Origin of the sequence: Saccharopolyspora flava (assembly GCF_900116135.1) — a bacterium.
Taxonomy (GTDB): Bacteria; Actinomycetota; Actinomycetes; order Mycobacteriales; family Pseudonocardiaceae; genus Saccharopolyspora; species Saccharopolyspora flava.
Map to the genome: position 1 here is coordinate 151,926 of NZ_FOZX01000005.1, position 22,863 is coordinate 174,788.

The 22,863-nt window shown below is 71.4% G+C and carries 23 protein-coding genes; 21 read left to right on the forward strand and 2 right to left on the reverse strand.

Going from position 1 to position 22,863, the window contains the following annotated elements:
- The first annotated feature begins 23 nt into the window (after positions 1-23).
- The 12 genes from BM424_RS16425 (at position 24) to BM424_RS16480 (ending at position 11,888) form a co-directional block, all read left to right on the forward strand.
- Complete coding sequence (locus BM424_RS16425) at positions 24-848, forward strand: PhzF family phenazine biosynthesis protein (RefSeq protein ID WP_093418618.1); 825 nt, start codon at positions 24-26, stop codon at positions 846-848.
- An 87-nt stretch (positions 849-935) separates the two neighbouring features.
- On the forward strand, positions 936-2,087 hold the full coding sequence (locus BM424_RS16430; RefSeq protein WP_093418621.1) for a CaiB/BaiF CoA transferase family protein: 1,152 nt from the start codon (positions 936-938) through the stop codon (positions 2,085-2,087).
- Positions 2,088-2,310: 223 nt separating this feature from the next.
- Complete coding sequence (locus BM424_RS16435) at positions 2,311-3,126, forward strand: citryl-CoA lyase (RefSeq protein WP_093418623.1); 816 nt, start codon at positions 2,311-2,313, stop codon at positions 3,124-3,126.
- Between the two features lie 52 nt (positions 3,127-3,178).
- Positions 3,179-3,454, forward strand: coding sequence for a hypothetical protein (locus tag BM424_RS16440; RefSeq protein ID WP_093418626.1), 276 nt, complete (start codon positions 3,179-3,181; stop codon positions 3,452-3,454).
- 193 nt (positions 3,455-3,647) lie between these two features.
- Entirely contained in the window at positions 3,648-4,772 is a 1,125-nt protein-coding gene (locus BM424_RS16445) for an NDMA-dependent alcohol dehydrogenase (protein ID WP_093418628.1), read from the forward strand.
- Positions 4,759-5,733, forward strand: coding sequence for an LLM class F420-dependent oxidoreductase (locus tag BM424_RS16450; RefSeq protein ID WP_093418632.1), 975 nt, complete (start codon positions 4,759-4,761; stop codon positions 5,731-5,733). Before BM424_RS16445 ends, BM424_RS16450 begins: the two co-directional genes overlap by 14 nt.
- Positions 5,730-6,854 (forward strand): NDMA-dependent alcohol dehydrogenase, encoded by a 1,125-nt coding sequence (locus BM424_RS16455; RefSeq protein ID WP_093418634.1) that lies wholly within the window; start codon positions 5,730-5,732, stop codon positions 6,852-6,854. The genes BM424_RS16450 and BM424_RS16455 overlap by 4 nt, the downstream gene beginning before the upstream one ends.
- A gap of 16 nt (positions 6,855-6,870) precedes the next feature.
- Positions 6,871-8,160 (forward strand): phenylacetate--CoA ligase family protein, encoded by a 1,290-nt coding sequence (locus BM424_RS16460; RefSeq protein WP_093418637.1) that lies wholly within the window; start codon positions 6,871-6,873, stop codon positions 8,158-8,160.
- Positions 8,161-8,171: 11 nt separating this feature from the next.
- The gene (locus tag BM424_RS16465) at positions 8,172-8,717 is read left to right on the forward strand and encodes a UGSC family (seleno)protein (protein ID WP_093418640.1); all 546 of its coding nucleotides are present in this window, start codon (positions 8,172-8,174) and stop codon (positions 8,715-8,717) included.
- Positions 8,714-9,763 carry a hypothetical protein gene (locus BM424_RS16470; RefSeq protein WP_093418642.1) on the forward strand — a complete coding sequence of 350 codons (1,050 nt, stop codon included), beginning with the start codon at positions 8,714-8,716 and terminating at the stop codon, positions 9,761-9,763. Before BM424_RS16465 ends, BM424_RS16470 begins: the two co-directional genes overlap by 4 nt.
- Positions 9,763-10,869: a zinc-dependent alcohol dehydrogenase gene (locus BM424_RS16475; RefSeq protein ID WP_093418645.1), complete on the forward strand. Its 1,107-nt coding sequence runs from the start codon at positions 9,763-9,765 to the stop codon at positions 10,867-10,869. Before BM424_RS16470 ends, BM424_RS16475 begins: the two co-directional genes overlap by 1 nt.
- A gap of 14 nt (positions 10,870-10,883) precedes the next feature.
- Entirely contained in the window at positions 10,884-11,888 is a 1,005-nt protein-coding gene (locus BM424_RS16480; RefSeq protein ID WP_093418648.1) for an amidohydrolase family protein, read from the forward strand.
- Between the two features lie 808 nt (positions 11,889-12,696).
- On the opposite strand, the gene BM424_RS16485 is transcribed toward BM424_RS16480, so the two are convergent.
- Complete coding sequence (locus BM424_RS16485; RefSeq protein WP_093418651.1) at positions 12,697-13,515, reverse strand: IclR family transcriptional regulator; 819 nt, start codon at positions 13,513-13,515, stop codon at positions 12,697-12,699.
- A 422-nt stretch (positions 13,516-13,937) separates the two neighbouring features.
- On the opposite strand from BM424_RS16485, the gene BM424_RS16490 reads away from it, so the two are divergent.
- Genes BM424_RS16490 through BM424_RS16520 form a run of 7 tightly spaced genes read left to right on the forward strand, consistent with a single transcriptional unit; the run spans position 13,938 to position 20,566 of the window.
- Positions 13,938-15,548, forward strand: coding sequence for an ABC transporter substrate-binding protein (locus BM424_RS16490; RefSeq protein ID WP_093418654.1), 1,611 nt, complete (start codon positions 13,938-13,940; stop codon positions 15,546-15,548).
- Complete coding sequence (locus BM424_RS16495) at positions 15,545-16,552, forward strand: ABC transporter permease (RefSeq protein WP_245775897.1); 1,008 nt, start codon at positions 15,545-15,547, stop codon at positions 16,550-16,552. The genes BM424_RS16490 and BM424_RS16495 overlap by 4 nt, the downstream gene beginning before the upstream one ends.
- Positions 16,539-17,369 (forward strand): ABC transporter permease, encoded by an 831-nt coding sequence (locus tag BM424_RS16500; RefSeq protein WP_093418657.1) that lies wholly within the window; start codon positions 16,539-16,541, stop codon positions 17,367-17,369. The genes BM424_RS16495 and BM424_RS16500 overlap by 14 nt, the downstream gene beginning before the upstream one ends.
- The gene (locus tag BM424_RS16505) at positions 17,366-18,379 is read left to right on the forward strand and encodes an ABC transporter ATP-binding protein (RefSeq protein WP_093418659.1); all 1,014 of its coding nucleotides are present in this window, start codon (positions 17,366-17,368) and stop codon (positions 18,377-18,379) included. The genes BM424_RS16500 and BM424_RS16505 overlap by 4 nt, the downstream gene beginning before the upstream one ends.
- Positions 18,376-19,404, forward strand: coding sequence for an ABC transporter ATP-binding protein (locus tag BM424_RS16510; RefSeq protein WP_093418662.1), 1,029 nt, complete (start codon positions 18,376-18,378; stop codon positions 19,402-19,404). The genes BM424_RS16505 and BM424_RS16510 overlap by 4 nt, the downstream gene beginning before the upstream one ends.
- Positions 19,401-19,628 (forward strand): hypothetical protein, encoded by a 228-nt coding sequence (locus tag BM424_RS16515; protein ID WP_245775898.1) that lies wholly within the window; start codon positions 19,401-19,403, stop codon positions 19,626-19,628. The genes BM424_RS16510 and BM424_RS16515 overlap by 4 nt, the downstream gene beginning before the upstream one ends.
- A gap of 8 nt (positions 19,629-19,636) precedes the next feature.
- Complete coding sequence (locus BM424_RS16520) at positions 19,637-20,566, forward strand: SDR family NAD(P)-dependent oxidoreductase (protein ID WP_093418664.1); 930 nt, start codon at positions 19,637-19,639, stop codon at positions 20,564-20,566.
- Here BM424_RS16520 and BM424_RS16525 read toward each other — a convergent pair.
- Positions 20,563-21,324, reverse strand: coding sequence for a TetR/AcrR family transcriptional regulator (locus tag BM424_RS16525; RefSeq protein ID WP_217649735.1), 762 nt, complete (start codon positions 21,322-21,324; stop codon positions 20,563-20,565). The two genes, BM424_RS16520 and BM424_RS16525, sit on opposite strands and share 4 nt — an antisense overlap.
- 67 nt (positions 21,325-21,391) lie before the next feature.
- Here BM424_RS16525 and BM424_RS16530 point away from each other — a divergent pair, with 67 nt between their 5' ends.
- Positions 21,392-21,769: a VOC family protein gene (locus tag BM424_RS16530; RefSeq protein ID WP_093419278.1), complete on the forward strand. Its 378-nt coding sequence runs from the start codon at positions 21,392-21,394 to the stop codon at positions 21,767-21,769.
- A 202-nt stretch (positions 21,770-21,971) separates the two neighbouring features.
- Positions 21,972-22,766, forward strand: a complete 795-nt coding sequence (locus BM424_RS16535) for an SDR family NAD(P)-dependent oxidoreductase (RefSeq protein WP_093418671.1) — start codon at positions 21,972-21,974, stop codon at positions 22,764-22,766.
- The last annotated feature ends 97 nt before the right edge of the window (positions 22,767-22,863 follow it).

The window sequence follows — 22,863 nt, forward strand, 5'->3', positions numbered from 1 at the left end:
CCACGGCCGCTAGGGTCGCGGTCATGCGCAGGTTCCAGCAGGTCGACGTGTTCACCGACACCCCCTACTACGGCAACCCGGTGGCGGTCGTGCTCGACGCCGAGGGCATGTCGGACGAGGCGATGCAGCGGTTCGCGGCGTGGACGAACCTGTCGGAGACGACGTTCGTGCTGCCCCCGGATGACCCCGGTGCCGACTACCGGGTGCGGATCTTCACGCCCTCCGAGGAACTGCCCTTCGCCGGTCACCCCACGCTGGGCACCTGCCACGCCTGGCAGTCGGTGCACGGCGAGCGGGACACCGTCGTGCAGGAGTGCGGCGCCGGGCTGGTGACGGTGCGGCGTTCGGGCGGCGGGCTGGCGTTCGCCGCGCCGCCGCTGCTGCGCTCCGGCCCGGTGGAACCCGACGTGCTGGAGCGGGTCGCGGCGCACCTGGGCATCGAGGTGAGCGAGATCGTCGACGCGCAGTGGGCCGACAACGGCCCGGGCTGGGTGGCGCTGCTGCTCGCCGACGCCGAGGCGGTGCTGGCGCTGGAACCGTCCTACCGCGAGGACATCAAGATCGGCGTCGCCGGTCCGCACCCGGCTGACGGGCCCGCGCGCTTCGAGGTCCGCGCCTTCGCCCCGCTGGGCGGTGCGGGCTGCGTCGAGGACCCGGTCACCGGCAGCCTCAACGCGTCTCTGGCCCAGTGGTTGCTGGGCTCCGGGCGCACCACCGCGCCCTACACCGCACGCCAGGGCACCGCGCTGGGCCGGGCCGGAACGGTGCGCATCGACACCGACGACACCGGCGCGGTGTGGGTCGGCGGCAGCGCCGTCACCTGCATCGACGGCCAGGTCGCGATCTGAGCGCTTCCACCGGGCGCGAGATGCCTTGACCCGCGGTGATCGCACGAGAATCGTCGAGCGCGGACGGCTCGCGCACCGGTCGAGGAGATGCTCGTGTCCCAACCCGCACCCGGGCCCCTGTCGGGGCTGCTGATCGCCGACTTCTCCCGGATCCTGGCCGGCCCGTACGCGACGATGCTGCTCGCCGACCTGGGTGCGGACGTGGTGAAGGTCGAGTCCCCGGGCGGGGACGACACGCGCACCTGGATGCCGCCGGAACGCGACGGCGTGTCGACCTACTACCTGGCGATCAACCGCAACAAGCGCTCCATCGCCCTGGACCTCACCGACCCCGAGGACGGCGAGGTGGCGCGCGAGCTGGCGGCCCGGGCCGACGTGCTGATCGAGAACTTCCGGCCGGGCGGACTGGCGCGCTTCGGCCTGGACTACGACACCGCCGCGGCTCGCAACCCGGGCCTGGTGTACGCCTCGATCAGCGGTTTCGGCACCGGCGCGGGTGCGCGGCTGGCCGGGTACGACCTGCTGGTGCAGGCGATGTCGGGGCTGATGAGCCTCACCGGTGATCCCGACGGTCCGCCGTACCGGTCCGGGATCTCGGTGTTCGACCTGATGACCGGGATGCACGCCGCCATCGGCATCCTCTCGGCTCTGCACCACCGGTCGAGCAGCGGCGAGGGCCAGCACGTGGAGGTGAACCTGCTGTCGTCGGCCCTGTCGGGTCTGGTCAACCACAGCACCGGCTACGTCGCGTCCGGCGCGGTCCCGCACCGGATGGGCAACGCGCACCCGAGCCTGTTCCCCTACGAACCGCTGCCCACCGCCGACAACGACCTCATCGTCATCGCGGGCAACGACGGCCAGTTCCGGGCGCTGTGCGGAGTCCTCGGCCTCGACGAGCTGGTCGACGACGAGCGGTTCCGGCACAACGACGACCGCACCCGCAACCGCGACCAGCTGCGCCCGCTGCTGGTCGCCGAACTGCGCAAGCGGCCCGCCCTGGAGTGGTGGCGCGAGCTCAGCGAGGCCGGGGTCGCGTGCGGCCCGATCAACACCGTCGACGGCGGAGTCTCCCTGGCCACCGAGCTCGGCCTCGACCCGGTGGTCCACGTCGGCGACGAAGCTCTCCCGATGATCCGCAACCCCATCGGCTTCAGCCACACCCCCTCCCGCCACTCCCTACCCCCACCCGCCCTCGACGAGCACGGCGACGACATCCGCCGCTGGCTCACCGACCGGTGAACCCCAGCCGCAACCCCGCCGCCGAGCCGTGGTCCCGTGGGGGCGCGTTCCTCACCAGGGGACAGTTTTAGTGAAAACTGTCCGGACAAAAGGGATATTGATCATGGACAGTTTTCACTAAAACTGTCCCCTGGCAACGGACGTCGCCACCGGGACCGCGAGACCGTTCGGCGTGGCAGCCTCGGGGGAATCGGCAGCGTCGAGAGAAGCAGGAGATGGCGGCGTGAGCGTCGAGCAACCGCGTTACCCCACCTCGATCGGCACCTCGGACCCGGACACGATCACCCTCCTCGGCCAGAACCTCGCCGAAGACCTGATGGGCCGGATCTCCTTCGGGGAACTGGCCTTCCAGCTCACCGCCGGGCGCCGTCCCACGCCCGGTCAGCTGCGGGTGTTCGACACCGTGCTGGTGGCCCTGGCCGATCACGGCTTCACGCCGACCGCCATCGCCTCCCGGCTGACCCTGCTGTCGGCCCCGGAGTCGATCCAGGGCGCGATGGCCGCAGGCCTGCTCGGCGGAGGTTCCCGGTTCCTCGGCGTCACCGAGGACACCGCGAAGTTCCTCGCCGACACCCTCGCCGGCCACGACACCCCGGACACCGACGAGGGCTGGGACGTCCTGGCCCGCGAGGCGATCCGCCAGCAGCGCGCCCGAGAGCAGCTGGTGCCGGGGCTCGGCCACCCGGTGCACAAGCAGCAGGACCCGCGCACCCCGGTCCTCATCCGCATCGCCCGCGAATCCGGCACCCACGGCCCGCACCTCGCCCTGTTCGAAGCGATCGGCCGCGTCGCCCCCGACGAACTGGGCCGCGCGCTCCCGCTCAACGGCGCGGGCGTCTGCGGCGCCGCCCTCGCCGACCTCGGCCTGCCGATCGAACTCCTCCGCGGCTACGCCCTCCTCGCCCGAGCAGCGGGCCTCCTCGGCCACCTCGCCGAAGAGATGCGCACCCCCATCGCCCACGACATCTACCGCGCAGTCGACCGCAACGCCGACTACGCAGACCCACCAACCGACGGCCCCACTCCGCTGACCGAGTGAAAACACCCCGTTCCACGCGTCGGCGCGGTGGGCGGGCTGGGCGTTCGGCCGCGTGGACCCGCGTGGTCGTGAGGGGTTCGACGAGACCTCGCAGCGCGTCCCGCGGGTGCCACCGCGCGAGGCGGACGAGGTGCGCTTCGCGTGCGGGGAGATCCGGGGCAGGCCCGGCGTCTGCGACACCTGGTGGGTGGACCTGCGCTACGGCCAGTACCTCGTGCAGGTGCAGAGCACCGACGTGCCCGCCGAGGACCCGTCGGTCCCGCCGTGGCTGGATCAGCTGGTCGCGGGTGTGGACGCGGAGTTCGCTGAGGTCGTTCCCCGCCCCTGACCGGCCTGGGGCCGGAGCCGGTGAACCGGGCTGCGCTGCCGAGCGCGGCCCGGTTCGTCGTGCGGGCTGCGGCTTCCGCGTCGCAAAAGCGGTGTCGCCGGGGCGGGCCCGGCCGGGGCATCGTGAAAATCGCTGCGGGTGAGTGCGTTCCCGCGCGGTCGGTTCGGCGATGTTCTCCAGGGACGGGGCCCACATGAGCATGATCACGCGTGCCGCCATCTGCCGGGAGCCCGGACGGCCGTGGGAGATCACGGACGTCGAGCTCGACGAACCCCGGGCCAACGAGGTGCGGGTGCGCTTCCACGCCGCCGGGTTGTGCCACTCCGACGACCACATCCAGAAGGGCGACGCGCCCATGCGGTTCCCCGTCGTCGGCGGGCACGAGGGCGCCGGGATCGTCGAGGCCGTCGGCGAGGGCGTGACCCGGGTGGCCGTCGGCGATCACGTGGTGTGCTCGTTCATCCCCGCCTGCGGGTCCTGCCGCTACTGCTCCACCGCGCGCCAGAACCTGTGCGACGCCGGGAAGAACGCCGCCACCGGGATGTTCCCCGACGGCACGTTCCGGTTCCACCTCGACGGCCAGGACCTCGGCGGGCTGTGCGTGCTGGGGACCTTCGCCGAGCGGGCGGTGATCTCCGAGTTCTCCTGCATCAAGATCGCCGAGGACATCCCGTTCGAGGTCGCGGCGCTGGTCAGCTGCGGGGTGCCGACCGGGTGGGGCTCGGCGGTGCACGCGGCCGGGGTCCGCGCGGGCGACACCGTGGTGATCTACGGGGCCGGGGGAGTGGGTAGCAACGCCGTGCAGGGGGCGCGGTTCGCGGGGGCGAAGAACGTCGTCGTGGTGGACCCGGTGGAGTTCAAGCGGGACATGGCGAAGGTCTTCGGCGCCACCCGCACCTTCGCCGACGCCGCCACCGCCCACGAGTTCGTCGTCGAGACCACGTGGGGCGAGCTGGCCGATCACGCCATCATCACCGTCGGCGTGCTGCACGACGAGGTCATCGACTCGGCGCTGCAGGTCGTCGGCAAGAGCGGGCAGGTCACGATCACCGCCGTCGGCAACGGCAGCGTCGACGCCCCCGCCGGGATGTTCATCGGCTACCAGCGGCGCGTGCAGGGCGCCATCTTCGGGGCCTGCAACCCGCTGCACGACGTGCCCCGCCTGCTCGGGCTCTACCAGTCCGGGGATCTCAAGCTCGACGAGCTGATCACCCGCCGGTACCGGCTCGAGGACGTCAACCAGGGCTACCGGGACATGCTCGACGGCCGCAACGTGCGGGGCGTCGTCGTCCACGAGGTGTCGCATGACGCCGCGTGAGAGCGGGATCCGGATGCGGGTGCTCATGGAACCCCGCCACGGAGCCCGCTACGCCGACGTCCTCGCGCTCGCCCAGGCCACCGAGCGGGCCGGGTTCGAGGCGTTCTTCCGCTCGGACCACCTGCTCGGCGTCGACCCCGACGACCCCGCCTACCGGCCCACCGACTGCTGGACCACGCTCGCCGGCCTGGCCCGCGACACCCGCCGCGTGCGGCTCGGCTCGCTGGTCACCGCCGCCACGTTCCGGGAACCCGGCCTGCTGGCCGCGATCGTGGCCTCCGCCGACGACATGAGCGGCGGTCGCGTCGAGCTCGGCATCGGAACCGGCTGGTACGCCCGGGAGCACGAGGCCTTCGGCATCGACTTCCCCGGCACCGGAACGCGTTTCGACCGGCTGGAGGAAGTGCTCGCGATCGTCACCGGGCTGTGGACCGCCGAACCCGGAACGGGATTCTCCTTCGACGGCAAGCACTTCCGAGTCAGCGACAACCGCACCCCGCCACGTCCCGTGCAACGCCCGGGACCGCCGATCATCATCGGCGGCGCGGGTCCCAAGCGCACCCCGGCGCTGGCCGCGCGCTACGCGGCCGAGTTCAACGGCGCCCTCGGCGGCGACCTGCGGGAGCGCTACGCGATCTTCGACCGCGCCTGCGAGGCCATCGGGCGCGACCCGGCTACGGCACGGCACTCTGCCGTCCTGCCGGTGGCCTGCGGCACCAGCCGTGCCGAGACCGAGCGCAGGGCCGGGGTCATCGGGTCGGAGTTCATCCGCGAGCACGCCGCGATCGGCTCCCCGAGCCACCTCGCCGACCGGATCGGGGAGCTCGCCCGCATCGGCGCCGACACCGTCTACCTGCACGTCTACGACATCCACGACCTCGACCAGATCGCGCTGATCGGTGCCGAGGTGCTGCCGCACGTGCCCGGCGCGGCACGGCCGGAAACGGGGGTCACGTCATGACCGGCACCATCACCACCCGGGCCGCCATCGCCCGCGAGCCGCACCGCGGCTGGGAACTCGCCGACCTCACCCTCGACGCCCCCGGATCGCACGAGGTGCGGGTGCGGTTCCACGCGGCGGGCCTGTGCCACTCCGACGACCACATCACCCAGGGCGACGCGCCCGTCCGGTTCCCCGTCGTCGGGGGCCACGAAGGCGCCGGGATCGTCGAATCCGTCGGCCCCGACGTGCGGCGGGTCCGGCCCGGCGACCGGATCGTGTGCTCCTACATCCCCGCCTGCGGCGCCTGCCGCCCGTGCTCCACCGGCCACCAGAACATGTGCGTGAAGGGCCTCAACGCGAGCACCGGCATGTTCCTCGACGGCACCTTCCGGTTCCACCTCGGGGACCAGGACCTCGGCGGGTTCTGCACCCTCGGGACCTTCTCGCGGCTCGCGGTGGTCTCGGAGTGGGCGTGCGTGCCGCTGGCCGACGACATCCCCTTCGAGATCGGCGCCCTCGTCGGCTGCGGCGTGCCGACCGGATGGGGCTCGGCCGTGCACGCCGCCGGAGTCCGGCCCGGCGACACCGTGGTCATCTACGGCGCCGGCGGAGTGGGCAGCAACGCCGTGCAGGGCGCCCGCTACGCCGGGGCGAAGAACGTCGTGGTCGTCGACCCCGTGGAGTTCAAGCGCGACATGGCCAAGGTCTTCGGCGCCACCCACACCTTCGCCGACGCCGCCACCGCCCACGAGTTCGTCGTCGAGACCACCTGGGGCCAGCTCGCCGACCACGCCATCTGCACGCCCGGCGTGCTCACCGAGGAGGTCGTCAACGACGCCGTGCAGGTCGTCGGCAAGGGCGGCAAGGTCACGCTCACCGCCATCGGCAGGCTCGGCGAGAACACCGTGCACGTCCACGCCGGCAACACCATCAGCTACCAGCGTCAGATCCGCGGCGCCCTGTTCGGCGACTCCAACCCGCTGCACGACATCCCGACGCTGCTGGGGCTCTACCGGTCCGGTGATCTCAAGCTCGACGAACTCGTCACACGCAAGTACCGGCTCGACGACATCAACGACGCCTACCGGGACATGGCCGAGGGCAAGAACATCCGCGGCGTCGTCGTCCACGACGTCTGAGGACCGGAGGATCGCTGTGGTCACCCCGAGCTTCACCACGCCCGACGATCGCGAGGTCGTGTTCGAGCTGCTGCGCGCCCAGCTGGAGGGCCTGCCCGCGCGGTCGGCGTTCTACGCCGACGCGTTCGCCGAGCACGGCGTCACCCCGCAGGCGTTCGACTCCCTCGAAGACCTCGCCAAGTTCCCGTTCACCACCAAGCCGATGCTGCGCGAATCCCAAGCCGCCCGGCCCCCTCTGGGCCGCCACGCCGGGGTCGACCCGGCCGAGGTCGTGCGGGTGCACGCCTCCACCGGCACCACCGGCACCCCGAGCTGGGTGGGGGTGACCCGGCGCGACGCCGCGGCCTGGACCGAGATGGTGGCGCGCGCCTTCCGCACCATGGGCGCCACCCGCGACGACGTCGTCGTGCACGCCGCCGGGCTGACCTTGTTCGTCGGCGGCCTCCCGGTGCGCGACGCGTTCGAGCGCATCGGCTCGGCGTTCGTGCCCATCGGGACCGGGGCGTCGGAGAAGGTCGTGCAGGCGATGGACACCCTCGGTGTCACCGCCCTGCACTCCACCCCGTCTTACGCCCGTTACCTGGCCGAACACCTGCGGGCGCGCGGGCGCGACCCCCGGGAGTTCGGGCTGCGCCGGTTGTTCGTCGGCGGCGAACCCGGTGGCGGGGAACCGGCGTTCCGCGAGCACGTCGAGAGCGAGTGGGGCGCCCCGATGACCGAAGGGCTCGGCAACGCCGACATGGCACCGGTGCTGTTCGGCGAACGCCCCGGCAGCGGCGGGATGCGCTTTACCGGCGGCAGGCACGTCCTCGTCGAACTCGTCGACCCCGACACCGGGGACGTGCTCGTGCCCGAAACCGGTACCCGCGGTGAGCTCGTCTACACCTCGGTCGACCGCGAGTGCTGCCCGCTGGTGCGGTTCCGCACCGGCGACCGGGTGGTGGTCACCGGCGTCGAGGACGACGGGATGCCGCTGATCCGCTGCTTCGGCCGCACCGACGACATGCTCATCGTGCTGGGCGTCAACGTGTTCCCGTCGGCGATCCGCGACCTCGTGCAGGCGCTGCACCCGCGCACCACCGGCGCCGTGCAGGTGGTGCTGCCCGCGCCGGGACCCCGCGTGGAACCGCCGCTGCGCGTGGAGGTCGAGCACGGCGAGCAGGCCGGTGACCACGCCGAACTCGCCCGGCTCATCACCGACACCCTCCGCGCGCGCCTGTCGGTGCGCGCCGAGATCGCGCTGGTGCCGCCGGGTTCGATCGAGCGCTCCGAGATGAAGACCCGGCTCACCCGCGTCGAGAGCTGAGAGGAGCCGACATGTCCCACACCATCCTCGATCCCACCGGCCGGTCGACCACCGTCGCGGCGGGGGAGACGAGGCTCGCCAAGCGCCCGGCCGGTCTGGTCGGCGCCCGCGTCGGGCTGCTGGAGAACACCAAGCAGAACGCCGCCCTGCTGCTCACCGAGCTCGCCGAGCTGCTGTGCGCCGAGCACGGCGCGGCCGGGGTCGAGCTGCTGCGCACCAAGCGGGCCTTCGCCCAGCCCGCCCCGCCGGAGCTGATCGCCGAGTACGCCGAGCGCTGCGACGTGGTCGTCACCGGCGTCGGCGACTGCGGGTCGTGCAGCGCCTCGGCCGTCGCCGACGGGCTGCTGTTCGAGCAGGCGGGCCTGCCCGCGGCGGTGATCTGCAGCGACGCGTTCGTGGCCACCGCCGACGCGATGGCGCAGCTGCGCGGCTCGCCCGGCTACCGCTACGCCACCACCGCCCACCCGGTCGCGATCCTCACCCCCGAGCAGGTCCGCGAACGTGCGCGCGAGGTGCTGCCCGGCGTCGTCGCGCTGCTGACCGGGGAGGGCGCGTGAGCGGCCCCGACCCCGACGTCGCGCAGCGGGCCATCGAGCACTGCTACGAGCAGGACTGGTCCGACGGGCTCCCGCTGGTCCCGGCCTCGCAACCGCTGGTGGACCGCTTCCTCGCCGAGGTCGATCGCGACCCCGGCGAGGAGATCGGGAAGCTGCCGCAGTTCGAGCGCGTCGTCACCGTCGAACTCGCCGCGATCAACGCCGCCATGGCCGGATGCCGCCCCGAGCACTTCCCGGTGGTGCTGGCCGCCTGGGAAGCGTTGATGCGGGAACGCGCCGCCACCGGCGGCGGCTGGCAGTCCACCAGCGGGCCCGCACCGCTGATCGTGGTCAACGGCCCGATCCGGCAGCGCCTGGGCTTCAACGGCGCCGGGGGAGCGTTCGGGCCCGGGTTCCGCGCCAACGCCACCGTGCCGCGTGCGATCGGGCTCATCGTGCGCAACGTCTTCGGCGTGCACCCGCACGTCCTTGAACAGGCCACCCAGGGCCTGCCCGGCCGCTGGCAGATCTGCCTGGCCGAGAACGAGGAGGAATCGCCCTGGGAACCCCTCGCGGAGGAAACCGGTTCCCCGCAAGGGGTTTCGGCGGTGTCGGCGACGTTGCTGCGGACCTGCGAGTTCGTCGACAACCGGCACACCAGCGACCCGGAGCAGCTGCTCGCCGACTTCGCCGACACGATCTCGCGGACCGGCTCGTGGATCTTCCGGCACGCGGGCGCCGGCGTGGTGTTCTGCCCCGAGCACGCCCAGATGCTCGGCCGCGCCGGGTTCACCAAGGCCGACGTGCGCGCCTGGCTCGCCGAGCGCTGCGGGCGCAGCGTCGCCGATCTCGCCGCCGTGGGCAAGGACGGGCTCGGCGACAACGGCGTCCGGCACGCCGACGGCACCCGGCCCGAGGCGTTCGACCGGCTGCTGCCCGGCGACACCCGGACCCATCTGCCGCTGCTGGTGGCCGGGGCGCGCAACGCCGGGATCTCCATGGTGGTGCGGCTTTTCGCCGACTGGTCCGGCACCTCGGTCCCGATCCACTCAACCGGAGGGCAGTGATGAGCGAGAAGGTGCGGGCCGCGGTGCAGACCGGGCCCCGGCGGATCGAGATCCGCGAGTTCGACCGCCCGAAGATCGGCGCCGACGACGGGCTGCTGCGGGTGGAGGCCAACGGCATCTGCGGCAGCGACGTCGAGATGTACAAGGGCCACATGCGGATGCGCGGTGGCTTCCCGGTGATCCCCGGGCACGAGCCGATGGGCATCGTCGAGGAGATCGGCGACGAGGCCGCGCGGCGCTGGGGCGTGCAGCCCGGGGACCGGGTGGCGCTGGAGGTCATCGTCCCGTGCCGGACCTGCCGGGACTGCCTGACCGGCCGCTACCAGGGCTGCAAGAACCGCACCATCGGCCACGGCGTCACCGGGATCGACGTGGCCCCGAGCCTGTGGGGCGGCATGGCCGAGCACCTCTACCTGACGCCCAACGCCGTCCTGCACAAGATCGACAACACGCTGCCCGCCGAGGTCGCCGCGATGTTCAACCCGCTGGGCGCCGGGGTGCGGTGGGCGGCGAAGCTCGGCGGCGTCGGGCTCGGCGACACCGTCCTGATCCTCGGCGCCGGGCAGCGCGGCATCGCCTCGGTCATCGCCGCCCGCGCCGCCGGAGCCGGCACCATCATCGTCACCGGCCTGGAGGCCGACGCCCACAAGCTCGCGCTGGCCGGGGAGTTCGGCGCCGACCACACCCTCACCGTCGACGGCGAGCACGCCGAGGACACCGTCCAGCGCGTCACCGAGATCACCGGCGGCGAGATGGCCGACGTCGTCCTGGAACTCACCCCGATGGCCGCGCAACCGGTCACCGACGCGCTGCTGGCCGCCAAGCACGGCGGACGCGTCGTGCTCGCCGGCCTCAAGGGCGACCGGGAGGTGCCGCTGCGCACCGACCTCATCATCAACCGCGCGCTGCAGGTCTTCGGCGCGTTCGGCGTCGACGCCGAGTCCAACGCGGCCGCCATCAAGCTCATCGAGTCCCGGCGATTCCCGCTGGAGAAGCTGCACACCCACACCTTCGGCCTCGACGACACCGCGCTGGCGATGGAAACCCTCGCCGGCGAGGTGGAAGGCGAAGCGCCCGTGCACGTCTCGGTCCATCCCCACCACTGAGCCGGAGGTCTCCCGTGCTGGTCGACACGCACGCGCACCTGCTGCCCTACGACTACCCGGCCGACGCCCCGGAGTGCTTCCCGCGGATGGAACCCGTCGACGGCGACAGCGCGCGGACCCTGCTGTTCGGCGCGCTGCGGTTCCGGGCCCGGGACGTGTTCTTCAACGCCGAGCGCCGCATCGAGGCCCAGGACGCCTCCGGCGTGGACGTCGAAGTCCTCAGCCCGATGCCCCCGCTGCTGCGCTCCGACCTGCCCCCGGCCGACGGCCTGTCGCTGGCCCGGCACGTCAACGAGTTCACCGCGGCCCTGTGCGACGCTCACCCGCACCGGCTGCTGGGCCTGGGGATGGTGCCGCTGCAGGATCCGGAATCCGCCGCGGCCGAGCTCACCGCGATCCGCGACCAGGGGCTGCACGGCGTCGAGATCGCCTCCAACATCGCCGGCGAATCCATCGGCGACGAGCGGTTCCTGCCGTTCTTCGCCGAGGCCGAACGTCTCGGCCTCGCGGTGTTCGTGCACGCCATGCCCACCGCCACCGACCGCCTCCCGCAGTCGGCGATGGGCACCTACGTCGTCGGCCTGGAAGGCGCCCTGGCCGCGTCCTCCCTGGTCGCAGGCGGAACCGCCGCGAAGTGCCCGGACCTGCGCATCGCCTTCAGCCACGCCGCGGGCGGCTACCCGCTGATGCTGCCCCGCGCCCAGTACTTCTGGAGCGGCTCCTGGAACGAAGGACCGGTCGACCTCGACCGCGCGGTAGCCCCCGACGACGGCCCCTCACCCCTGGACCACGCCCGCCGCTTCTACTACGACACCCTCGTCTTCGACCACCGCGCCCTCCGCTACCTCATAGACCTCCTCGGCCCGGACCGCCTCCTCATAGGCTCAGACTTCCCAGCAATGCCCAGAGAAACCCCAACAGCCCGAACCCTGCGCGCGATGAACCTCCCCGCCGACACCCTGCACAGAATCACCTACGACAACGCCTACACCTGGCTAGGCCTCCCACCACCCACCTAAACCCGGAGTGGGGCTACGGGTACGTTTCAAAAGGAACGCAACTAAAACGACCCAAGCTTTGGTAGACGCGACCCACTACGGATACGTTTCGCAAGGAACGCGAGTAAGGCGACCCAAGCTTTGGTAAACGCGACCCACTACGGATACGTTTCGCAAGGCAGGGGCAATTTCTTCTGAAATTGGCGAACCGCACAACGTAAGAAAAGCACAAAACGAAGCAAATTTCAGGAGAAATTGCCCCTCCGCACCCACGCAAAGCACCCCGCGAAGCGCCCCCAAGGCGACCCCGTGGGGGTCGGGACAGTTTTCATGAAAACTGTCACTCCACCCACAGGACGGAACCCCAAAACCCCAGCTCAACCACCTCGAGAGCCCTGGAGTCCTCCCCGCAGAGACTCCGTTGGGGTCGAACAGTTTTCATGAAAACTGTCACCACCCCCACGGGGTTCTTCAGGAGCGCTCCGCGGGGTCGAGCTGCTTGCGTACGGAGTGACAATTTCTCCTGAAATTGGCTTCGTTTTGTGCTTTTCTTACGTTGTGCGGTTCGCCAATTTCAGAAGAAATTGTCACTGCCTTTCGAAACGTATCCGTAGTGGGTCGCCTCTACCAAAGCTTGGGTCGCCTTGATCGCGTTCCCTTGCGAAACGTACCCGTAGTGGGTCGCGTCTACCAAAGCTTGGGTCGTTTTAGTTGCGTTCCTCTTGAAACGTACCCGTAGTGGGTCGCGTTTGCTGAAGCTTGGGTCGCCTTGATCGCGTTCCTTGTGCGCGTTCTTGGGTAGCGTTAGCCCGGTCGGTACCTCGGGCGTTCAGTGCTTCGGGGCTGGGCGTAGGGGGAGGCGTCGGGTGGGGTCGAGGGTTCGGGTGATGGAGCGGGAGGCTTGGGTGAGGAGGGCTGTGAGTTCTCTGGGGCGGGCTTGGGCTGTTTCGACCACGACGCTGATGGCGGCGATGACTTCGCCTCGGGGGCTGTGGACCGGGACCGCCACCACCATGTCCGGTGTGGTGATCTGGCCTCGGGCGACTGCGACGCCGGTCTGGCGGATGTGGGCGAGTTTGCGGCGGAGTTCGGCCGGGTCGACCACCGTCAGGGGCGTGAAGCGTTCCAGCGGGGCGGCCAGGACCTCTTCCTGCAACTCCGAGTCGGCGAAGGCCAGCAGGACCAGGCCGGTGCCGGTGACGTGCATGGGCCAGCGGTCGCCGGTGCGGCTGGAGACCGGGTTGCGGACGCGGGCGCGGATGGCCTCCACGTAGACGACTTCGACGCCGTCGCGCACGCCCAGGTGCACGTTGCCGCGGGTGATCTGGTGCAGGTCTTGCAGGTGCGGGAACGCGGCTTCGCGCAGTTCCAGGCCGCGCGGGGCGAGGGCTGAGAGTTCCAGGAGCCGCAGGCCCACCGAGTAGCGGCCGTCGTCGTCGCGTTCCAGCGCGCCCCAGGCCAGCAGCTCGCGGACCAGCCGGTGCGCCGTCGGCAGCGTCAGTCCCGCGCGGCGCGAGATCTCGCTCAGCGACAAGGTGCGGTGCCGGGGGCCGAACGCGTCGAGCACCGCGAGCACCTTGCCCGCGGCCGTCGGTCTGCGCTCGCCGGGATCTCCTGTCGTCGACTCCACGTCCGGTAACACGGTCATCCGCCGACCCCTTTGTCAACGTCGCCAGCTCCGTCCCCAGTCTTGCCACCTCGGCGGCGGGGCCACAAGGGAGGCGGACCGCTTTCGGCCGGCTCGGCCGCATCGGCGCACCGAGTTCGGGACAAACGACGTAGGCCCGTTGCGGCCTTCGGGGGTGGGGACAGTTTTCATGAAAACTGTCCCCACCCCCACACAACGGGACCCCCAACTTCCCTTTCGCCCCGCGAAAGCGCAGTGCACCGCATCGGGCGCGTTGGTGAGTCTGGAGCGGCGAGAAGGTGAGCGCGGTCACGGCGGCGCCGGGGCGGAACCCCTTGGGAACCCCCGCGTTCGCGGCGCCCACCCCACCACGGATCGGCAGCGGCGCCGTCGAACGAGTGCTCCCGCGCCGGTTCGCGACCCGAAGCGGGAGTGCTGACGTGATGAGCAGAGGACGACCGCTACCGAGAGCGAAAGCCCTGGCCGGAGCCGCGCTGACACTGATGCTGGCCGCCTGCGGCAGCAGCGGAGCCGTCGACACCCGCCCCTCCGGACCGCCGCAGCGCGGCGGCGAGCTCACCGTGCTCGCCGACGCGAGCTTCGGCGGCGGCTGGCCGACCGGGCTCGACCCGGCCACCAACACCACCGGCGGCGCCAACATCTCCCAGATGTTCGCCGTCTACGGCGGCCTGTTCCAGCTGCGCGCCCGCGACGACGGCAGCGGCGCCGAGGTCGTCCCGCACCAGGCCGAGAGCTACGAGCTCCTCGACGGCGACCGGACCGTGCGCATCACGCTGCGCGAGGGCCTGCGGTTCTCCGACGGCACCCCGATGGACGCCGAGGCGGTCGCGTTCAACCTGCGCCGGGCGATGAGCTCGCCGTGCACCTGCCGCCCCACCTGGCCGCTGGCCGACAACGGCATCACCGTGGAGAACCCGCGCGTCGTGTCGCTGCACTTCACCCGCCCCTACGGCGCGGCCGTCAACAGCATGCCCACCTCCAACGCCAACTGGATCGCCTCGCCCACCGCCCTGCGGAAGCTGGGGGAGGAGGCCTTCAAGATCACCCCGGTGGGCGCGGGCCCGTTCGTCGTGGAATCCAACAAGCTCTCCTCCGAACTCGTCCTGCGCCGCAACCCGCACTACTTCGAACCCGGGCTGCCCTACCTCGACAAGCTCACCTTCAAGTCCATCGGCGGCGACCAGCCCGCCTACCAGGCGCTGCTGGCCGGGCAGGCCCAGGCCTACGAGGGCCTGACCACCACACCGCTGCTCGACACCGCGCGGCAGAGCGGGAAACTCGCCGTCACCGCCCAGCCGCCGACCTCGCCCTACGTCGTGCAGCTCAACACCGCCGCCGCCCCGTTCGACGACAAGCGCGCCCGCGACGCCATCTACGCCGCCACCGACTTCCAGGCCATCTCGCAGGGCCTGTTCCGCGGCCAGTACCCGGTCAGCCAGTCCTTCACCGGGCAGGGCGGGCTGTTCCACCACGAGAAGGTCGCCGGCTACCCGCCGCACGACCCGGCCCGCGCGCGGCAGCTGGTCACCGAGCTGGGCGGGCTGCGCGTCGAACTCGGCACCCTCGGCAACTACGTCGCCGAGCAGGTCATGACCGCGTTGCAGACCCAGTGGCGGCAGGCCGGGATCGAGGTCACCGTCCACAAGTACGAACTGTCCACATTGGTCCAGCAGTTCAACTCCGGGAAGTGGCAGGCGATGCTGCAGACCGCCGGGGCCTGGGACCCGGCGGCCGGGGTGGGCGTGGGATTCCGCTTCAACTCCACCTCGCCGTTCAGCGGCGTGTCCGACCCCGAGCTGGACGGGCTGCTCAACGACGCCGCCGCCACCGCCGACCCCGCCCAGCGCGACGCGCTCTACACCCGGGCCGCCGAGCACATCAGTGACCACGCCTACGCCCCCTTCGGATTGGCCTTCGCGCCCGCCAACCTCGCCGTCGCCGGCGTCCACGGACCCGGACTGACCACCAAGATCCCGCCGATGCTGGTCAACAGCGGGGTGCTCTGGGACGAGGTCTGGAGGGAGCAGCGGTGACCGCCGCCGTTACCACCCGGCCCGCACCGGACGGGCTCGCCGGGTCACCGAGCCTGCGGCTGATCGGCAAGCGGCTGCTGATGGCCGTGCCGATCCTGCTCGGCGTCAGCGTCCTGGCGTTCTGGGTGCTCACCCTCATCCCCGGCGGAGCCGCGCAGCAGCTGCTCGGCGCCGAAGCGACCCCCGAGCAGATCCGGGCCCTGGAGCAGCAGCTCGGACTCGACCGGCCCGCGCCCGTGCGCTACCTGCAGTGGCTCGGCGCCGCCGTCACCGGTGACCTCGGGACCTCGCTGGTCAGCGGCCAGCCCGTCACCGGGCTGCTGGGCGAGCACCTCGCGGTCAGCGCCGAACTGCTCGCCCTGGCGTTCCTGTTCTCCCTCGCCCTGGCGATCCCCCTGGCGCTGCTGGCCGCGATTCGCCCGCACGGCTGGTTCGACCGGCTCAGCATGCTGCTGAGCATCACCGGCCTGTCGGTGGCCAACTACGTGCTCGCGCTGCTGCTGGTGCTGGCGTTCGCGGTGAACATGACGGTGTTCCCCGCGATCGGCTTCGTCCCGATGTCGGAGAGCATCGGCGGCAACCTGCACTCGTTCGTGCTGCCCGCGCTCGGACTCGGCATCCCGCTGCTGTGCCTGTACACCCGGTTCCTGCGCGGCGACCTCGTCGACCAGCTCCAGGGCGAGGACTACATCACCACCGCCCGCGCCAAGGGGATCGGACCGTGGCGGGTCCTGCTGCTGCACGCCTTCCGCAACTCCGCGTTCGGCCTGATCACCGTCGTCGGCCTCAACCTCGGCACGCTGATCGGCTCCACCGTCATCATCGAGCAGATCTTCGCGCTGCCCGGGCTCGGGCAGCTGCTGCTGCAGGCCATCAACACCCGCGACTACGTGGTCGTGCAGGCCTGCGTCGTGCTGTTCGCCGTCGTCACCGTCGCCGCCAACCTGCTGGCCGACCTGCTCTACGCCGTGCTCGACCCGAGGATCCGCTATGGCAGTCGCTGACCCGCCGTCCTGGACGCGTTCCCTGCCGATCGTCGCCCCGGCCGCCCTGGCGGCGCTCATGATCGGCGCCTGCTTCCTGGGCCCGCTCGTGCTTCCCGTGCCGCCACCCACCGGCGGCAGCGTCCTGGAGTCCTACCTGCCGTCGTTCACGCCCGGCAACCCGCTGGGAACCGACCCCAACGGCAACGACATCCTCTCCCGCGTCCTGCACGGCGGTCGGTCGTCGCTGACCGTGGCGGTGTCGGTCAACGCCCTCGGCCTGCTCGCCGGAGGTGCCCTCGGCGCTCTGTCCGGTTACCTCGGCGGGATCGGCGACACGATCATCATGCGGCTGCTGGACGTGCTCATCGCGTTCCCGTCGCTGGTGCTGATCCTCGCCGTCGCCCAAAGCCTCGGCCCCAGCCGGACCAACACGATCCTGGCGCTGGCGTTCTTCAGCGTCCCCGCCTTCGCCCGGCTGTCCCGCGCCGCGACCCTGCGACTGCGGGAACAGCCGTGCATGGCCGCCGCGGAGCTGTGCGGCACGCCGTCGTGGCGGATCCTGCTGCGGCACATCGCGCCGAACGTGCTGCCGCAGCTGGTCACCTTCGCGATGCTGGGCATGGGGCTGATCATCGTCATCGAAGGCGCCCTGAGCTTCCTCGGTCTCGGCATCCAGGCGCCCGAACCGAGCTGGGGCAACATGATCGCCCAAGGCCAGCAGAGCCTGTCGGCCACCCCGATGCTGGTGGTGTGGCCGTGCCTGGCGCTGTTCGCGACCGTGCTGGCGTTCAACCTGCTCGGCGAATCCCTGCGATCCCGCTGGAGCGGCGAATGAGCATCGAACGCGCCACCCGCACCCCCGTCGTGGAAACCACGCCGCTGCTGGAGGTCTCGGACCTGCGCGTGCGGTTCCGGCACCGCGGCAGGCAGGTGCACGCCGTCAACGGGCTGTCCTACCGGCTGGCACCGGGCCGGATGCTGGCGATCGTCGGCGAATCCGGCTCCGGCAAGAGCGTCGGCGTCCGCGCCCTGCTGGGCCTGCTGCCGCCCACCGCGACGGTGACCGGCTCGGCCCGCCTCGACGGCGTGGAGCTCGTCGGCCTGCCGGACAAGGAGATGCGCCGGCACCGGGGCGCCGACATCGCCGTGGTGTTCCAGGACCCGGCCCGCTCGCTCAACCCCACCATGCGCGTCGGCGACCAGATCACCGAAGCCATCCGCGCCCACCGCGACCTCGACCGCGCCGCCGCCCGCGAGCGGGCCGTGGAACTGCTGCGGCTGGTGCGGCTCGCCGCGCCCGAGCAGCGCTTCCACGAATACCCGCACCAGCTCTCCGGAGGGATGCGGCAGCGGGTCATGATCGCCATCGCGCTCGGCGCCGAACCCCGGCTGCTCATCGCCGACGAGGCCACCACCTCCCTCGACGTCACCACCCAGGCCCAGATCATGGACCTGCTGCTGGACCTGCAACGACGGCTGAACATGGCGGTCATCCTGATCAGCCACGACCTCGGGCTCGCCGCCTCCTACGCCCAGGACGTCGTGGTCATGTACGCGGGACGAGCCGTCGAGCACGCGGCCACCGCCGAGCTCTTCGAGCACGTCCGGATGCCCTACACCCGCGCGCTGCTCGGCGCGATCCCGACGCTGGAGCGCGAAGCGCACGCGCTGCTGCCCGTCATCCCCGGCCAGCCACCGGATCTGAGCGCCCTGCCGGAGGGCTGCCCGTTCCGGCCGCGCTGCCCCTCGGCGACCGAGCGGTGCGCCCAGGAACCACCGCTCGACGAGCACGAACCCGGCCACTGGTGGGCCTGCTGGCACCCGGTCGAGGAGGCGAGCGCATGACCGCAGTCCAGGAACGCACCGCGCGAGACCCGAACCGCACCGGCGAACCGCTGCTGCGGGTCCGCCACCTCGTCCAGCAGTTCACCTCCCGGGGAGCCGGGGGAATCAAGGGCGGCACCGTGCACGCCGTCTCCGACGTGTCCTTCGACCTGCACCCGGGCGAAACCCTCGGCGTGGTAGGTGAAACCGGGTCCGGGAAGTCCACATTGGCCAGATCGATCCTGCAATCCCCGCGCCCCAGGTCGGGCGAGGTGCTGTTCCAGGGCACCGACCTGACGACGCTGCGCCGACGCGCGCTGGTGGAGGCCCGCCGCGAGATGCAGCTGGTGTTCCAGGACCCGTTCGGCTCGCTCAACCCGCGCTGGCGCGTCACCGACCTCGTCGAAGAACCCCTCCTCGGCTACGGCGTGCGCGGAGCCGAGCACCGCCGCAAGCGCGTCGGGGAACTCCTCGACCTCGTCGGCCTCGACCCCGCCGCCCACGGCCGCCGGCGACCCCGGGAGCTGTCCGGCGGGCAGTGCCAGCGGGTCGCCATCGCCCGCGCCATCGCGCTCAACCCCGCCCTGGTGATCTGCGACGAAGCGGCGTCCTCATTGGACGTCCTGGTGCAGGCACAGGTGCTCAACCTCTTCGAGCAGCTGCGCCGCGAACTCGGGTTGTCCTACCTGTTCATCTCGCACGACCTCGCCCTGGTCAAGCAGGTCAGCGACCGGGTCGCGGTCATGCACCTCGGGCAGTTCGCCGAGATCGGCCCCGCCGACGAGCTCTACGCGCACCCGCAACACCCCTACACCGCCGCGCTGCTGGCCTCCATCCCCGAACTCGCCCCCGGAGCGGGCCGGGCCGAAGGCCGCTCGGCCCCGCTGAGCGGCGAACCCCCGTCCCCGCTGGAACCGCCCACCGGCTGCCGGTTCCGCACCCGCTGCCCGAAGGCCGAGGACCGCTGCGAGCGCGAACAACCCGTGCTCCGCGAACGCGCCCCCGGCCACCGGGTGGCGTGCCACTTCCCCGGAGGTGCGCTGTGAGCATCGACGACACCGCCCTGGAGCAGCTGCGCGGCACCCTGGCCGCCGACGACTACGACCTCGCCGTCACCGACACCGACGCGGGAGTGCGGGTGCGGATCACCGCGGGTCCCGAGGCCTGCGAGGACTGCCTCGTGCCCAAACCCCTCATGCGCGGCGTGCTGCAACAGGCCCTGGGGATTCCCGAGGACGACATCACCCTGATCTATCCCGGCGAGGACTAGGAGCGCACGTGGAGATCTCACTCGAGGGCAAGGTCGCGATCGTCACCGGAGCCGGACCCAACATCGGCAGCGGCATCGCCCTGGCGCTGGCCCGCTACGGCGCGACCGTCGCCTGCAACGACATCGACCCCGCCGCCGCGCAGGCCTGCGTCGAGCGCATCGAGCGCAACGGCGGCACCGCCCTGGCCATCCCCGGCGACGTCACCGACGAACAGCAGGTCACCGGCTACATCGACACCGTCGTCGAGCGCTTCGGGCACATCGACATCCTCGTCAACAACGCCGCCCTGCTCGGCGGCAAGGGCGTCCTCGACGAGAGCGCCGAGTTCTTCCAGCGCGCCGTGGAGGTCGCCGGGCTCGGCAACTTCCTCAACACCCAGCACGTCGGCAGGCACATGGCCGAGAACGGCATCCGCGGCTCCATCGTCGCGATCTCCTCCTCCAACGGCTGGTCCGGCACCGCCGGGGTCATCGCCTACGCGTTCCACAAGGGCGGCGTGAACAACTTCGTGCGCGCCGCCGCGATGGACCTCGCGCCCTACGGCATCCGCGTCAACGGCTTCACCCCCACCGCACCCACCCCCGACAACCCGGCCCTGATCGCCGAACGCGGGCCCGGTGGCGTGCTGGACCGCCCGCGCGCCCACGGCATCGGCGGCGAGACCGGCGACGAACCGTGGCGCAGGCCGTCGCGCTGGACGGGGGAGCGGGCGCCCCTGGTCCCGATGGGCACCACCGGCACGCCCACCGACATCGGCCACGCCGTCGCCTGGCTGTGCTCGGACTACGCGCGGCTGATCACCGGCTGCGACCTTGTCGTCGACGGCGGCGCCCGCGCCAAGAACTTCGCCTACGCCCCCGCAGCGCCCGCCGACACCGCAGGACCCGTCCCGCTGATCCCCCTGGACATCACGGGAGAGCTCGACCGCGACCTCTAGCCCTCGATCAGGGCGGCGAGCCCGTCGAGGATGCGCTGCAGGCCGAACTCGTAGTTGTGGTCGGCGTTCTGGGCGGCGAGGCGTTCGGCGCCGGCGGATTCGCTGACGCGGAAGGTGTTGGGGTACTCGGCGGGGTCGAAGACCTCGGCCAGCAGCGTCTCGTTGGCGCGCCACCACTGCTCGTCGGTGGTGGCGCTGTCGCGCTGCGCGGCCTGCGCCTCGACCTCGGTCCGCGTCGTGGCCTGCACGAAGTCCAGCACCAGCGTCAGCGCCTTCTCCAGGTGCACGTCGTCGAGGCCGAGACCGAGGAACGCGCCCACCTCGTGCTCGAACTTGGCGATCAGACCGGGCCCCAGCGGCAGGCGGTTCGTCGACACCCGCATCGCCCACGGGTGCTCGCGGTAGAGCTCGCGGTTCTGCGCGGCGACCAGCGTCACCCGCTCCCGCCACGGCAATCCCTCCAGCGGCACCCGCGGCATCCGCTGGAACAGGCGGTCCAGCATGAGGTCCAGCAGCTCGGCCTTGCCGGGCACGTAGGTGTACATCGACATCGCCGAAACCCCGAGGCTGTCGGCGAGCCGCCGCATCGTCACCGCCGCCAGCCCGTCGGAATCGGCGAGCGCGATCGCGGCGTCCACGATCTGATCGATGCTCAGGCTCTTGCGCGGTCCGCGCTGCGCCGAGGGCTCACCGAGCTTGTGCCGCCACAGCAGCTGCAGCGTGCGACCGGGGTCTCCGGCGCCGGTCCGCTCGACCACCTCACCACCACCTCTGAGCTCCGTACAGTAGACGACGCAGGGGGCGTCGAGGGAGATGGGGGAGGGCATGAAGATCAACGCGACGGCGGTGTCGCTCACCGTCGAGGACGTGGCCGCGTCCAGCGCGTTCCTGGTGGAGCACTTCGGGTTTCGCGAGGACATGGCCGCCGACGGATTCGCCTCGCTGACCAGGGACGACGCCGGGATCAACGTGGTGTTCCTGCGTCGCGGCCTGGAGTCGTTGCCCGCCGACCAGCGCGACGACCACGCGCGCGGCCTGATCCTGGCCTTCGTGGTCGACGACCTGGAGGGCGAACTCGCCCGCCTGGAAGGCGAAGGCGTCGCGATCACCATGCCGCTCACGGCCGAGGAGTGGGGCGAACGCGCCTTCCAGGTCCGCGACCCCAACGGCGTCATCGTCCAACTCGTCGACTGGAACGGGTAGGCGGAACCCGACACCACGCGGGTGCCACTCCAGGTGATCACGGGATCACCCGGTTGTGGTGGGTGGGGGAAGTTTTCATGAAAACGTTCCCCACCCCAGAGCGAAAGAGCGCGTTGCGTCGCGAAAGCGTCGAATCCGGCACCCGGTGGGGCGGTGCCCCCGCGGCGCGGCGGGGGAGCGGGACGCGGCATATCCTCGCGGCATGCAGCTAGATCTTTCCGGACGCACCGCTCTCGTCACCGGCTCCACGCAGGGAATCGGCTACTCCATCGCGCAGGGCCTGGCCCGCGCCGGAGCGCGGGTGGCGATCAACGGGCGCACCGCCGAGCGGGCCGAGGAGGCCGTGCGGCAGATCCGGCAGGACGTGCCCGGCGCCGAGGTGATCACCGCGGCCGCCGACGTGACCACCGAGGACGGCACGGCCGGACTGCTGGAAGCGCTGCCGCAGGTCGACGTGCTGGTCAACAACCTCGGCATCTTCGGCGCCCAGCCGGCCATGGAGATCACCGACGACGACTGGCGCCGCTACTTCGAGGTCAACGTGCTCGCCGGACTGCGCCTCACCCGCGCCTACCTGCCCGGCATGGTCGAGCGGGGCTGGGGCCGCATCCAGTACATCGCCAGCGACTCCGCCGTGGTCATCCCCGCCGAGATGATCCACTACGGCATGTCCAAGACCGCCCTGCTGGCCGCCTCGCGCGGGTTCGCCAAGGAAGCCGCCGGAACCGGGGTGACGGTCAACTCGGTGATCGCCGGACCCACCCACACCGGCGGCGTCGAGAAGTTCGTCTACGAGATGGTCGACTCCTCGCTGCCCTGGGACCAGGCGCAGCGGCAGTTCATGCGCGAGCACCGGCCGCAGTCGCTGCTGCAGCGGCTCATCGAACCCGAGGAGATCGCCAACATGGTCGTCTACCTGGCCTCCCCGCTGGCCTCGGCGACCACCGGCGCCGCGGTCCGCGTCGACGGCGGCTACGTGGACTCGATCGTGCCCTGATCGCGCAGGTGGGGGTGGGCCAGCAGCCAGTCCCACATCGGCGCCGCCGAGGTGAACTCGCGCTCGGCACCGCAACGGCACAGCGCCCGCATCCCGC